The 12,553-nt window shown below is 60.9% G+C and carries 14 protein-coding genes; 7 read left to right on the top strand and 7 right to left on the bottom strand.

The window, feature by feature from the left end; translation table 11 throughout:
* The first annotated feature begins 253 nt into the window (after nt 1–253).
* Nucleotides 254–550 (top strand): PilZ domain-containing protein, encoded by a 297-nt coding sequence (locus HBO12_RS23580; protein WP_169954163.1) that lies wholly within the window; start codon nt 254–256, stop codon nt 548–550.
* 59 nt (nt 551–609) lie between these two features.
* On the opposite strand, the gene HBO12_RS23575 is transcribed toward HBO12_RS23580, so the two are convergent.
* Nucleotides 610–1,296 carry an MlaA family lipoprotein gene (locus HBO12_RS23575; protein WP_169954164.1) on the bottom strand — a complete coding sequence of 229 codons (687 nt, stop codon included), beginning with the start codon at nt 1,294–1,296 and terminating at the stop codon, nt 610–612.
* Between the two features lie 195 nt (nt 1,297–1,491).
* Between HBO12_RS23575 and HBO12_RS23570 the strand changes: the two genes are divergently transcribed.
* Nucleotides 1,492–2,103, top strand: a complete 612-nt coding sequence (locus HBO12_RS23570) for an HAD family phosphatase (protein ID WP_170043350.1) — start codon at nt 1,492–1,494, stop codon at nt 2,101–2,103.
* A gap of 110 nt (nt 2,104–2,213) precedes the next feature.
* A complete protein-coding gene (locus HBO12_RS23565; RefSeq protein WP_076961288.1) occupies nt 2,214–2,480 on the top strand; it encodes a DUF4404 family protein in 267 nt (88 codons plus the stop codon).
* Between the two features lie 139 nt (nt 2,481–2,619).
* Here the strand turns inward: HBO12_RS23565 and queF are convergent, their stop codons facing one another.
* Together queF and copI are read right to left on the bottom strand one after the other, a co-directional pair.
* On the bottom strand, nt 2,620–3,450 hold the full coding sequence (gene queF, locus HBO12_RS23560) for an NADPH-dependent 7-cyano-7-deazaguanine reductase QueF (protein WP_169954166.1): 831 nt from the start codon (nt 3,448–3,450) through the stop codon (nt 2,620–2,622).
* Between the two features lie 66 nt (nt 3,451–3,516).
* A complete protein-coding gene (gene copI / locus HBO12_RS23555) occupies nt 3,517–4,041 on the bottom strand; it encodes a copper-resistant cuproprotein CopI (RefSeq protein ID WP_169954167.1) in 525 nt (174 codons plus the stop codon).
* A 154-nt stretch (nt 4,042–4,195) separates the two neighbouring features.
* Here copI and HBO12_RS23550 point away from each other — a divergent pair, with 154 nt between their 5' ends.
* On the top strand, nt 4,196–4,876 hold the full coding sequence (locus HBO12_RS23550) for a heavy metal response regulator transcription factor (protein ID WP_169954168.1): 681 nt from the start codon (nt 4,196–4,198) through the stop codon (nt 4,874–4,876).
* Entirely contained in the window at nt 4,876–6,237 is a 1,362-nt protein-coding gene (locus HBO12_RS23545; RefSeq protein ID WP_170043349.1) for a heavy metal sensor histidine kinase, read from the top strand. The genes HBO12_RS23550 and HBO12_RS23545 overlap by 1 nt, the downstream gene beginning before the upstream one ends.
* A 105-nt stretch (nt 6,238–6,342) precedes the next feature.
* On the opposite strand, the gene HBO12_RS23540 is transcribed toward HBO12_RS23545, so the two are convergent.
* From HBO12_RS23540 to HBO12_RS23530, 3 genes are read right to left on the bottom strand one after another with little or no spacing between them, the layout of a single operon-like run.
* The gene (locus HBO12_RS23540; protein ID WP_170043348.1) at nt 6,343–7,587 is read right to left on the bottom strand and encodes a lipoprotein-releasing ABC transporter permease subunit; all 1,245 of its coding nucleotides are present in this window, start codon (nt 7,585–7,587) and stop codon (nt 6,343–6,345) included.
* Nucleotides 7,588–7,647: 60 nt separating this feature from the next.
* A complete protein-coding gene (gene lolD, locus HBO12_RS23535) occupies nt 7,648–8,331 on the bottom strand; it encodes a lipoprotein-releasing ABC transporter ATP-binding protein LolD (RefSeq protein ID WP_169954171.1) in 684 nt (227 codons plus the stop codon).
* A gap of 7 nt (nt 8,332–8,338) precedes the next feature.
* Complete coding sequence (locus HBO12_RS23530; protein WP_170043347.1) at nt 8,339–9,589, bottom strand: lipoprotein-releasing ABC transporter permease subunit; 1,251 nt, start codon at nt 9,587–9,589, stop codon at nt 8,339–8,341.
* A gap of 94 nt (nt 9,590–9,683) precedes the next feature.
* Here HBO12_RS23530 and HBO12_RS23525 point away from each other — a divergent pair, with 94 nt between their 5' ends.
* Complete coding sequence (locus HBO12_RS23525; protein ID WP_170043346.1) at nt 9,684–10,268, top strand: PilZ domain-containing protein; 585 nt, start codon at nt 9,684–9,686, stop codon at nt 10,266–10,268.
* Nucleotides 10,269–10,311: 43 nt separating this feature from the next.
* A complete protein-coding gene (locus HBO12_RS23520; RefSeq protein ID WP_170043345.1) occupies nt 10,312–11,034 on the top strand; it encodes a glycerophosphodiester phosphodiesterase family protein in 723 nt (240 codons plus the stop codon).
* Between the two features lie 42 nt (nt 11,035–11,076).
* On the opposite strand, the gene sthA is transcribed toward HBO12_RS23520, so the two are convergent.
* Entirely contained in the window at nt 11,077–12,471 is a 1,395-nt protein-coding gene (sthA, locus tag HBO12_RS23515; RefSeq protein WP_024074093.1) for a Si-specific NAD(P)(+) transhydrogenase, read from the bottom strand.
* Between the last annotated feature and the right edge of the window lie 82 nt (nt 12,472–12,553).

The following is a 12,553-nucleotide window of genomic DNA, read 5'->3' as shown; positions in this document are numbered from 1 at the left end:
GTTGGCGTAGGCAGTCAGGCAATGGCCCGGCTCGCACTACTGGATTCGCTTTCTAGCCTCTCTGTCCTACAAAACATGAGCTGTTGGCCCACGCACAAAGGTAAAGCAGAGGTGCCCTTCTAAGGCGCAGACGGTACTCCCATCCGCCAGGGGTTTCAAGCTCATGCCGATGGTCGCTGGGCGTCTTTACATCGCAAATCACCGGGAGTTATAAGAACAGGCAAAACCACAACGCAATGGAAGGATGAAAGCTATGAGCGCAAATGAACGTGACTACGCAGAAAAGCGCGATTTCATCCGCATGCGGGTGGATGCGGACGTGTCGCTGATCCATGCCGGGCAAGAGATTGCCGGGGTCTGCCTGGACCTCTCCAGCTCTGGCATGCAGGTCCAGGCGCAGCATCCATTCAACGTTGGCGACCAACTGAAGGTGCGTATCGACTCAGAACACGCCGCGCTCAAGGGCCTTGAGGCAGACACCGAGGTGGTCTGGGCCAGGAAAGAAGGCGACGACCAACACCTGGGCCTGAAAATCCTCACGATGTACTGAAATCAATGCACACAAAAAAGGCGGCCTCAAGGGCCGCCTTTTTCATTCAAGGTTTAACCTTAAAAGTCATCCACTACATTGCCGTCCTTGACCTTGAACTCGCGGTTCTGCAGATAGGCATTGCGAATAAAGGTGTATTTGTCGCCGTTGATCAGCTTTTCAGCCGACAGCAGGCTGGCGCGGGTATCGATGATATCCAGGCCCATGGCGCTGTTGCGCGTAGGAATGTCGTTCATGTAGCGGTAGGGTTCGGTGTAGCTGTCGACATACTTGGACGGTGCATCACGCAGGGTGCTCGGGCCCAGCAGCGGCAGCATCACGTACGGACCGCTGCCCACGCCCCAGTAACCGAGGGTCTGGCCAAAGTCTTCATCGCTGCGCTGCAGCCCCATTTTGGTGCCGACATCAACCAAGCCCAGCACGCCAAACGTGGTGTTGACCAGCAAGCGCGCGGTATCGACACCGGCCTGATGCGGCTTGAGTTGCAGCACGTTGTTGGCCAGGTTGCCCACATCGCCGATATTGCGGAAGAAGTTGTGGATACCGTCTTCGACAAATTGCGGGGTGATGAACTGGTAGCCCTGGGCCAATGGCTTCAGTGCATAGGTATCAACGGTGTCGTTGAACGTGAAGATCGGGCGGTTGATGCTCTCCCACGGATCTTCTTCTGCGGCCTGGGCGGCGAAAGGCACCAGCAGGACACTGGCACATACCGATAGTTGAGCAAGACACTGGCTCCAGCGCATAGCTTGAACTCCTTGAATGATCTGTCATGGGCGCTATGCCCTGAATAAGGCGGCAGTATATGACGGAAGTGTAGGATTAGGCAGCTTGACGGAATTGTCATTCAGAAAATGTACAAATTCCCTACAATCTCATCAGGTGTCATCTGCCTGTCACGGACCTCCGATAGCGTCACAGCTATTTTCAGGGACGTCGAAATGCCCCACCCCCAGATCGTTGCAGACAACGCCCCTTCCCTGACCGCCGTGTTGTTTGGGCTCAGTGGTTGCCTGGTGGACTTCGGTTCCACGGCCCACGCCAACACCATCCCCGCAGCCGAAACCCTGGCCACCCCTGGTGCCCTGAATATCCTGCAATGGCTCAACACCCAAGGCACCCCCTGCGCCTGGCTGGATGAGTTGCCTTGCGCCGTCACCACCCCGCTGGCCGCAGCCCTGCCCGGCTGGGTGCATGGCTGCCGCCCTGCGACCGCCCCCTGGCCTGCGCCCCATGCCTGCTGGCAAGCGTTGATGGAGTTGAACATCGCACACCTGGATGGCTGCGTGCTGGTCAGTGGCGAGCCGCGGCTGCTGCAATCAGGGCTCAACGCTGGGCTCTGGACAATTGGCCTGGCGTCCTGCGGCTCCCTCTGCGGGCTCTCCTCTGGCCAATGGCAAGCGCTGGACGAACAGGCACGCGAACACAAGCGCGCCAAGGCCACCGTCGCGCTATATGGGCTTGGCGTGCACTCGGTGATTGATCACCTGGGTGAACTGGGCACCTGCCTGGCGGACATCGGCCTGCGCCGGCTCAAAGGCGAGAAGCCCTGATCAAGATCATGCACAGTCGCCGCCAGTGGATTAATCTACAGGTCGTCCCGTAGACCTTTCTCGGCGTGCCGTGGTCTATGCCAGTGCCTATTGATAAAAGGAAGAACGCCATGCCTGCCCGCGAAAAACTGCAAGAACAGGTTTCCATCCTGCGCGAGCAATTGAACCAGGACCCGCCTCTGTCGCTGGAAAAACGCGAAGCGCTGGAAGCGTTGATTGCCAAGTTTGAAGTGCAACTGGAACTAGAACCTGCCACTCAGAACCCCAGCCTTGCCGACGGTGTCAACCTGGCTGTAGAACGCTTCGAGCTGGAGCATCCGGGCATAGCCGGGACATTGCGCAATATTGTGGTGACCCTGGGCAATATCGGGATCTAATCCGCATCCAGGCCAAACCCAGAACCAAAAAATGTGGGAGCGGGCTTGCTCGCGATAACGGAGTGCCAGTCACCGAAGATATTGACTGAAACATCGCTATCGCGAGCAAGCCCGCTCCCACATTTGTGTGGTGTAAAGCTTACTGGCGAGCCAGGCGCAGGTTCTGGAACTGCACAGCCTCGGTACTGCGATAGGGGTTGATATCCAACCCACCGCGACGCACATACCGCGCATACACCGTCAACTTCTGCGGCTTGAGCAACCGCTGCAGGTCGAGAAAGATCCGCTCCACGCACTGCTCATGAAAGTCCGAGTGCTGGCGGAAGCTCACCAGGTATGCCAACAGGCTCGCATGGTCCAGCGCCGCGCCACGGTATTCCACCGCCACGCTGCCCCAGTCCGGCTGGCTGGTCACCGGGCAGTTGGACTTGAGCAGGTGGCTGTGCACGCTCTCCTCCACCACACGGGAATCATCGCAACGCAGCAATTCCGGACGCGGATGCTCGTAGTTGCTGACACTGATATCCAGGTCATCGATGCACACCCCCGGCAGGCGCACCACGCCTTCGTCTTCCACCTCGGCCAGGCTGCGGATGCGCACACCCACGGGTTTGCCGGCCGCCGCGCTCAAGTCGGCACGCAAGGTCGCCTCAAGGTTGGACACATCGGCAAACGGCGTCTGGTTCAACGAGTTGAGGTAGAGCTTGAAGGACTTTGACTCGATGATGTTCGGCGAGTCAGCCGGGATGCTGAACTCACCGATAGCCACCACCGGCTTGCCAGACGGCAGCAGCCAGGACAGTTCAAAACAGTTCCAGAAATCCACGCCCTTGTAAGGCAGCGTCTGGGCGGTGAGGCCCAGCTCGGCCCATTTGGCGGCGCGAGGGATAGGGAACAGCAATGAAGGGGTGTAAGTGGAGATGTATTCACTGGACTTGCCCAGCGGCGAATGTTCGGCTGCGGGATGCATGGCGGAAACCTGGCTAAATAAACCCCGCCAGTCTACCAGCCTTTGCTCCCGGCCTTAACCCGCGCGTCAGGGGGCAACAGTCAGCTTGCCGACCATCCCCGCCTGGTAATGCCCGGGGAGGTTGCAAGCGAACTCCAGGGCCCCTGCCTTGCTGAAGGTCCAGGTCAATTGCGCGGTCTTGCCCGGCTCCACCAGCACGCTGTTGGGATCGTCATGCTTCATGCCACCCATATCACCATGGCCCATCGCTGCGTGATCCATCTGGCCCATGCCGGTGGCGGTCAACATGCCGCTGGCTTGCATCTTGAGCATTTCTTTCTGGTGATCGGCATGCATGCTTGCGTCACCCAGGTTGAACTCATGCAGCAGCTGCCCCTTGTTGACCAGCACAAAGCGCACCGTCTCACCGGCCTTTACATCAAGTGAGGTGGGTGCAAAGGAAATATCCTGCAGCACCACTTCCACCGTACGAGTGGCCTTGGTCGCCGGCGCCGCCTCGCCAAAGGCAAACGTGTGAGCGCCATCGGCCAGCGCCGGGACGCTCAACATCATCAAGCAACCTGCCAGCCACCCAGATTTACGCAAAAACATGTTTATCCTCCAAAGGTATAAGACCAGCCTGTGGGACACTCTAATAATGCACCGCTGCCAGTTACCTGACTGCTAGATTACAACTTTGTCAGGTTGCGCCAGCCCACCGGCGCACACGGTATAAAGCCCGCTGCTACCCCGCCATGAGTTGCCTATGAAACTGCTGATCGTCGAAGACCAACCCAAAACCGGCCAATACCTGCGCCAGGGCCTGGCCGAAGCCGGGTTCAATACCGAACTGGTGGCCGACGGCACCACCGGCCAGCACTTGGCGCTGACGGGTGACTACGACTTGCTGATTCTCGATGTGATGCTGCCGGGCCGCAGCGGCTGGCAGATCCTGCAGGCGGTGCGCAGTGCCGGCCTGGAAATCCCGGTGCTGTTCCTGACGGCACGGGATGCGGTGGAAGATCGGGTCCACGGCCTGGAGTTGGGCGCTGACGACTACCTGGTCAAGCCATTCGCGTTCTCCGAACTGCTGGCCCGGGTGCGCAGCCTGTTGCGCCGCGGCAGCAGCACACCCCAGGAAACCAACCTGCACCTGGCCGACCTGCGCCTGGACCTGATCCGGCGCCGCGTGGAGCGCAGCGGCCAGCGTATCGACCTCACCGCCAAGGAGTTCGCCCTGCTGGAAATGCTCCTGCGCCGCCAGGGCGAAGTGTTGCCCAAGTCGCTGATCGCCTCCCAGGTCTGGGACATGAATTTCGACAGCGACACCAATATCATCGAAGTGGCCATCCGCCGCCTGCGCTTGAAGATCGATGACGGCTTCCCCAACAAGCTGATCCACACCGTGCGCGGCATGGGCTATGTGCTGGAAGAGCGATTCAGTTGATGAAACGCCTCTCCCTGGCCAGCCGCCTGGCCCTGCTGTTTGCCGGCTGCACCGCCGTGGTCTCGCTGCTGGCAGGCGTATTGTTCAGCCAGGCCAGCGAAAAGCACTTCATCGAGCTCGACCAGCAATTGCTCGACAGCAAGCTGCTGGCCCTGCGCGGTGCCCTGCAAGACGCCGATACCCCGGTGCTGTTCGCCCAACGCGTGGCCGCACTGACAGACGAACTGAGCCATCAACCGGACCTGGCCGTGCGCGTCAACGCCGCCGACGGCCAGCGCTGGTTTGACAGCGCGCCGCGCATCCCCGCCGACCTGCCCACCGCGCCCGGCCTGCACAGCCTGCAAAGCGCCGGCACCAGCTACCGGGTGTACAACGCTGCGTTGAACCCCGCCCAGCCCGGTTCTGCGCAGTTGGTCCTGATGCTCGACATCACCCATCACCAGCACTTCCTGCAACGCATGCAACACCTGATCTGGCTGACAGTCGGCCTGTCCGCCCTGGCGACCGCGCTCCTTGGCGCCTGGGCCGCGCGCAGCGGGCTGCGGCCCCTGCGGCGAATGACCGAAGTGGCCAGCAATATCCGCGCTCACTCCCTGACCCAGCGCCTGCCCCAGGAACAGATGCCCGCCGAACTGGCGGAACTGGCCCAGGCCTTCAATGCGATGTTTGGCCGCCTCGATGATGCGTTCCAGCGGCTATCGGCGTTCTCTGCCGATATCGCCCACGAACTGCGCACGCCGTTATCCAACCTGCTGACCCAGACCCAGGTGATCCTCACCCAACCCCGGCCGCTGGAAGACTACCGCGAAGCGCTGCACAGCAATCTGGAAGAGCTGCAATGGATGGCCCAGTTGGTCAACGACATGCTGTACCTGGCCAAGGCCGACCACGGTTTGCTCAACCCCAAACGCGAACCCCTGGCCCTGGCCGACGAGGTAGATGCCTTGCTGGAGTTCTTCGCGCCGTTGGCCGAGGACGCCCAGGTCAACCTGCTGCGCGACGGCAGCGCCAGTGCCGCCGGTGACCGCAGCATGCTGCGCCGGGCGTTTTCCAATCTGTTGGACAACGCCGTGCGCTTTACCCCGCCGGGTGGCGAAGTACGGGTGAAGATCAGCGAAAACGCCCAGGGCGTGACACTGAGTGTGGAAAACACCGGGACCGGGATTCCCCAAGGGTTGCTGCCCAAGCTGTTTGACCGGTTCTACCGCGCAGATCCGGCACGGCACGAAGGCAGCAGTGAGCATGCGGGGCTGGGGTTGGCAATTACCCAGTCGATTGTGCGGGCGCATGGGGGGAGGATTTTCTGTGAATCACAACCGGGGTGGACGCGGTTTGTGATTGAGTTGCCACAGGGGGTTTGAGGCAAGCTGGGCGAGCCTCATCGCGGGCAAGCCCGCTCCCACATGTTGATTTGCGAACACCGTCAAATGTGGGAGCTGGCTTGCCTGCGATAGCGATCTCAAGACCTACGAATATCTCAGGGCATGCGCCGGCTCGATCTTCGCCGCCCGATACGCCGGGTAGATCGTCGCCAAAAAGCTCAACACAAACCCCGCGCTGCAAATCAGCAGCACATCGCCACCTTGCAGCTCCGATGGCAGGTTGCTGACGAAATACACGTCCGAACTGAAGATATGCTGCCCGGTCACACGCTCCATCCAGCCCACCAGCTCACTGACGTTGAGCGCGGCTATCACCCCCAGCACGCCGCCAATCAGAGTGCCGACAATACCGATCACCGTGCCCTGGACCATGAAGATCGCCATGATCTGCCGTGGCGTGGCGCCGATAGTGCGCAGGATCGCGATGTCCGCGCCCTTGTCGTTCACCACCATGATCAGCGTGGCGATGATATTGAAGGCCGCGACGGCGACGATCATCAGCAGCAACAGGCCGATCATGGTCTTTTCCATCTTCATCGCGCTGAACAGGCTGCCCTGGGTATGGGTCCAGTCATCGGCCTTGTAGGCCGCACCCAGCCCACTGGCGATGTCTGCCGAAACCTTGGGCGCCGCATACAGGTCCTTGACCGCCAGGCGCACGCTTTGCACCTGGTTGGGCTGCCAACGCAGCATCTGCGCGGCATCGGCGACGTGGATCAGGGCCATCGAGCCGTCCAGCTCGGCACCGACCTTGAACACACCGACCACATTCAAACGCTGCATACGCGGGGTAATGCCGCCGGGAGCCGTGCTGATTTCCGGGACGATCAATGTCAGTTTGTCACCCACATGCAGGCGGAAACGGCGTGCGGTGATTTCCCCGATCACCACGCCGAACTCACCCGGCTGCAGGTCTGCCAGGTTCCCCTGGACGATATGCTGGGTGACGATGGAGACCTTGCCTTCCTGCGCCGGGTCGATCCCGCTGATCTGGATCGGCTGCATCGAACCCTTGTAGGACAGCATGCCCTCCATCTCGGTGAACGGCACGGCGGCGGTCACTTCGGGGTTTTTCAGGGCGGCGGCGGCCACGGGCTGCCAGTCGCTGATCGGGTTTACGCCGACGATGGTGGCGTGCGGCACCATGCCCAGAATGCGTGAACTCATTTCCCGCTGGAAACCGTTCATCACCGACAACACCACGATCATCGCCAGCACGCCCAGGGCGAGGCCGATCATCGAGGTCATCGAAATAAACGAGACAAAACGGTTGCGGCGCTTGGCGCGGGTATAGCGCGCGCCGATAAAAATCGATAACGGTCTGAACATTCGCTTGCACCGCCTGAAAAAAAAGAAAACCCAGGCACAGGCGCCCGGGCTTGAAACAGGTCAGATGGCGACCAGATGACCTTCCTGCAGGTGCAACACGCGGTCCATCTGCCGGGCCATGCTCATGTCATGGGTCACCACCAGGAACGCGGTGCGCATCTGGGTACTCAGCTCCAGCATCAAGTCCTTGATGCCCTGGGCGGTGTGGGAGTCGAGGTTGCCGGTCGGCTCGTCGAGCATCACCAGGCCTGGGTTGTTCACCAGGGCGCGGGCAATCGCCACACGCTGGCGCTCGCCACCGGACAACTCTGAAGGCTTGTGCTCCAGGCGATGGCCAAGGCCGACGCGCTCCAGTAACGCCGTGGCACGCTGGCGCGCCTGCGGGATCGCGGTCTTGCCGATCAAGAGCGGCATGCACACGTTTTCCAGGGCGGTGAACTCTGGCAGCAAATGGTGGAACTGGTACACAAAGCCCAGGGAGCGGTTGCGCAACTGGCCACGGGCCTTCTCGTTCAACGCCGAGAGCTCTTCACCGGCCAGCCACACGCTGCCGTGGGACGGCGTATCAAGGCCGCCCAACAGATTGAGCAAGGTACTTTTGCCGGAGCCGGAACTGCCGACGATCGCCACGCGCTCGCCGGGATGCAGTTCCAGTTGCAGGTTGGACAGCACCACTACCGATTCCGGGCCTTCCTCGTAGGATTTGCCCAGGTTGCGGCAGCTCAGGATTGCTTTTTCACTCATGCCCGATTCACTCATAGCGTAAAGCCTGCGCCGGCTGGGTACGTGCCGCGCGCCAGGCTGGATATAGGGTGGCAAGGAAACTCAGGACCAACGCGGCGCCGCCGACCATCAGCACATCCTGGCTCTGCACCTGGGATGGCAAATAGTCGATGAAGTAGACGTCGGCGTTGAGAAACTTGCGGCCGATCAGGGTTTCGACGCCGGCGATGGCGGCGCTGACGTTCAGCGCGGCAAAAATCCCCACCGCCGTACCGATCAAGGTGCCGACCACGCCAATCACCGTGCCCTGGACCATGAAAATCGCCATGATCTGCCCCGGCGTGGCGCCAAGGGTACGCAGGATGGCGATATCGCCCTTCTTGTCGTTCACCACCATCACCAGGGTGGAGATGATGTTGAACGCGGCCACGGCGACAATCAGCAGCAACAACAGGCCGATCATGGCTTTTTCCATGCGGATCGCCTGGTACAGATTGCCGTGGGTACGGGTCCAGTCGCGGGCGTAGTACTGGCTTTCACCCAGGTGCTGGGCAATTTCCCAAGCGCCGCGCGGTGCTTCGAACAAGTCGTTGAATTTCAGGCGCAGGCCCTGCACCTGGTCCGGCTTCCAGCGATGCAGGCGGGCCAGGTCGGTGAGGTTGGTCAGGCCGAGGAAGCCATCGATCTCGCCGGCGCCGACATGAAAGATGCCGACCACGGTAAAGCGCTTCATGCGCGGGAACATCCCGGCCGGGGTCACCGTGACCTCGGGGGCGACAAACGTCAGCTTGTCGCCGATAGCCACGCCCAGCTTGGCTGCCGCCCGGTCGCCAATCACGATGCCGAAGCTGCCAGGGGTAAGGGCATCGAGTTGGCCCTGCTGCATGAACTGGTCAATGATCGAGACCTTGCGCTCCTGCGCCGGGTCGATGGCATTGAGCAGGACTTTCTGCACCTTGCCGTCGTTGGTCAGCAGGCCCTGCATCTGGGTAAATGGCGCGACGGCCAGCACCTTGGGGTTCTGCTTGACCTTGTCGGCCAGGCCTTGCCAGTCACCCAGGGGCTCGCCGGACTCGATGGTCGCGTGGGGCACCATGCCCAGCACGCGGGTGCGCATCTCATGATCGAAGCCATTCATCACCGATAGCACCACGATCATCACGACAACGCCCAGGGCGAGTCCGATCATGGAGGTCAGGGAAATGAACGACACAAAATGATTGCGACGCTTTGCACGGGTATAACGCGTGCCGATAAATACGAAGAGAGGTCTGAACATGTCGGGGCTTGTTCGGAGGAAAAGAAGACGTCCCGGTGGCGGGGTCTGGTAAGCAGCTTTACACTCAGACCATTACCGTTACCTGGGGTTCGCCATGACGACATTAGATGAAGAAGATCGCCGCGAATACTACCGTATCGACGACATGATCGCACTCCAAATCAAAAGCCTGTCGGCCCCGCAAGCGGCGAGCAAGGAAGTGTTGCTGGATGATTCCCCGCTGTTCAACCTGCTCAGTGAACTGCACCTGAGCGAATTCGAGTCCCAGCACCTGCTGCGCCAGCTCGGCGAGCGCGACCGCACCCTCGCCGCCTTCCTCAAGGTGCAGAACAAACGCATGGACCTGCTCAGCCAAGTCATGGCGCAAAGCCTGCTGGGCGAAATCGGTGCGCCGCAGCCGGTGATCATTTCCGAAGGCGGTATCGACTTCCAGCACCCCACGGTGCTCGCGCCGGGCAGCCACCTGGCAGTCAAGCTGGTGCTGATGCCCCAGGCGCTGGGCCTGTTGTTACGGGCCAAGGTCACCCACTGCGATCCAAAGGGCGATGGTTTTGACGTAGGCACCGAATTCGAATCCATGACCGACGCCCAGCGCCAGTTGCTGGCGCGCTATATATTGCAAAAACAGGCCCAGGAACGGCGCCTGGCCCGGGAACAAAGCGACGGCCAAGACACCTGATTTGATATTTATCCAGCCATACACCTGGCGAAAAGGAGCAACTGTGACCCTGATTTATGGCCACCGCGGCGCTAAAGGCGAAGCACCGGAAAACACCCTGACCAGCTTCCAGCAATGCCTCAAGCACGGCGTGCGCCGTTGCGAGCTGGACTTGCACCTGTCCATGGACGGCGAGTTGATGGTAATCCACGACCCAACCCTCAAGCGTACCGCCGACCGGCGCGGCAAGGTGGTGGAATATGCCGCTGCCTACCTGGTGAAGATGGACGCGCGCAACGGCGGCCCAGGCTGGGTCAGCCCCTGCCCGATCCCGCGCCTGGAAGAGCTGTTCGAGAAGTGCGACTTCGATCACTGGCAACTGGAAGTCAAGAGCGCCTCGCGCACCCGCGCCGCGACCACTGTGCTGGCGATCCGCGAAATGGCCCAGCGTTTTGGCTTGCTGGACAAGGTCACCGTGACCTCAAGCTCGCGGGAAGTGTTGAAGGCTGCCCTGGAGTTGACGCCGGACCTGTCCCGTGGACTGGTGGCCGAATACGCCTGGCTCGACCCGCTGAAGGTCGCGCAGAACTATGGCTGTGAGATTTTGGCGTTGAACTGGACGTTGTGTACCCCTGAACGCCTGGCCAAGGCCCAGCGCCAGGGGTTGCACGTGTCCGTGTGGACGGTCAACGAACCCGCGCTGATGCGCAGGCTCGCCGACTTCGGCGTAGATAGCCTGATTACAGACTTTCCCGGTTTGGCCACTGCCACTCTCGGGAATTACTGAAATCGGTCTCCCCGGCCGGCTCAGGCCACCGGCCGGAGCCGCTCAAAAAAGCCGGTTAAGGCCGTCGTAGGCCGCTACCCGATAGGCTTCAGCCATGGTCGGGTAGTTGAACGTGGTGTTGACGAAATACTTCAGGGTATTTTGCTCGCCCGGCTGGTTCATGATCGCCTGGCCGATGTGCACGATCTCCGAGGCCTGGTAGCCGAAGCAATGCACGCCGAGCACTTCCAACGTCTCGCGGTGGAACAGGATCTTCAGCATGCCTTGCGGCTCGCCGGCGATCTGCGCACGCGCCATGCTCTTGAAAAACGCCTTGCCCACTTCGTAAGGCACCTTGGCCTTTGTCAGTTCGTGCTCGTTCTTGCCGATGGAGCTGATCTCGGGAATGGTGTAGATCCCGGTCGGCACGTCGTTGACGTAACGCCAACTGCCGTTGTCGACAATGCTGCCAGCGGCAGAACGGCCCTGGTCGTGGGCGGCACTGGCCAGGCTCGGCCAGCCGATCACATCGCCGGCACCATAGATATTGGTGACGCAGGTGCGGTAGTTCTCATCCACCTCGATCTGGCCACGGCTGTTGACCTTGACCCCGATGTTTTCCATGCCCAGCTTGTCGGTGTTGCCGGTACGGCCGTTGCACCAGAGCAAGGCGTCGGCCTTGATCTTCTTGCCGGACTTGAGGTGCAGGATCACTCCGTTGTCCAGGCCTTCAACGCGATCGTATTCCTCGTTGTGGCGCACGGTGATGTTGTTGTTGCTGAAGTGGTAGCTCAACGCCTGGGAGATTTCCGAGTCGAGGAAGCTCAGCAACTGGTCACGGTTGTCCACCAACTCCACCAGTACACCCAGGCCACTGAAGATCGAGGCGTATTCACAGCCGATCACGCCGGCGCCGTAGATGATCAGTTTGCGTGGGGTGTGGCCCAGGCTGAGGATGGTGTCGCTATCGTAGATACGCGGGTGGTGGAAATCGATATCGGCCGGGCGATACGGGCGCGAGCCAGTGGCGATGATGATGTGCTTGGCCACCAGTTTCTCGACCACGCCATTGGCGCAGACCACTTCGACAGTTTGCTCGTCGGCGAAGCTGCCGGTGCCGAAGAACAGGTCGACACGGTTACGGGCGTAGTAGCCGGTACGCGAGGCGACTTGCTTGGAAATGACTTTCTCGGCGCTTTTCAGCACATCCGGGAACGAGAACCAGCGCGGCTCACCAATGGCCCGGAACATCGGGTTGGTGTTGAACTGCATGATCTGGCGCACCGAGTGACGCAAGGCCTTGGACGGGATGGTGCCCAGGTGGGTGCAGTTACCGCCGACCTGACGACGGCTATCGACCATCGCCACCTTGCGTCCTGCTTTGGCGGCATTCATCGCCGCACCTTCTCCAGCTGGGCCAGAACCCAGTACCACCACGTCGTAGTTGTAGACAGCCATGCGTACTCCTCAGAACAGGCCAGGGCGCACGGTTGGGCGCCTGGCTAAATCATGCCGCGGCCAGCGGTCATGAAGGATCAAA

The organism is Pseudomonas sp. WS 5059 (genome assembly GCF_012985525.1).
Taxonomy (GTDB): domain Bacteria; phylum Pseudomonadota; class Gammaproteobacteria; order Pseudomonadales; family Pseudomonadaceae; genus Aquipseudomonas.
This window is presented reverse-complemented; position numbering and strand designations above follow the sequence as displayed.

Bases quoted from the DNA above. Each gene is read 5' to 3' on its own strand.
- HBO12_RS23580 (WP_169954163.1), top strand. From the start codon at position 254: ATGAGCGCAAATGAACGTGACTACGCAGAAAAGCGCGATTTCATCCGC.
- HBO12_RS23575 (WP_169954164.1), bottom strand. From the start codon at position 1,296: ATGCGCTGGAGCCAGTGTCTTGCTCAACTATCGGTATGTGCCAGTGTC.
- HBO12_RS23570 (WP_170043350.1), top strand. From the start codon at position 1,492: ATGCCCCACCCCCAGATCGTTGCAGACAACGCCCCTTCCCTGACCGCC.
- HBO12_RS23565 (WP_076961288.1), top strand. From the start codon at position 2,214: ATGCCTGCCCGCGAAAAACTGCAAGAACAGGTTTCCATCCTGCGCGAG.
- queF (WP_169954166.1), bottom strand. From the start codon at position 3,450: ATGCATCCCGCAGCCGAACATTCGCCGCTGGGCAAGTCCAGTGAATAC.
- copI (WP_169954167.1), bottom strand. From the start codon at position 4,041: ATGTTTTTGCGTAAATCTGGGTGGCTGGCAGGTTGCTTGATGATGTTG.
- HBO12_RS23550 (WP_169954168.1), top strand. From the start codon at position 4,196: ATGAAACTGCTGATCGTCGAAGACCAACCCAAAACCGGCCAATACCTG.
- HBO12_RS23545 (WP_170043349.1), top strand. From the start codon at position 4,876: ATGAAACGCCTCTCCCTGGCCAGCCGCCTGGCCCTGCTGTTTGCCGGC.
- HBO12_RS23540 (WP_170043348.1), bottom strand. From the start codon at position 7,587: ATGTTCAGACCGTTATCGATTTTTATCGGCGCGCGCTATACCCGCGCC.
- lolD (WP_169954171.1), bottom strand. From the start codon at position 8,331: ATGAGTGAAAAAGCAATCCTGAGCTGCCGCAACCTGGGCAAATCCTAC.
- HBO12_RS23530 (WP_170043347.1), bottom strand. From the start codon at position 9,589: ATGTTCAGACCTCTCTTCGTATTTATCGGCACGCGTTATACCCGTGCA.
- HBO12_RS23525 (WP_170043346.1), top strand. From the start codon at position 9,684: ATGACGACATTAGATGAAGAAGATCGCCGCGAATACTACCGTATCGAC.
- sthA (WP_024074093.1), bottom strand. From the start codon at position 12,471: ATGGCTGTCTACAACTACGACGTGGTGGTACTGGGTTCTGGCCCAGCT.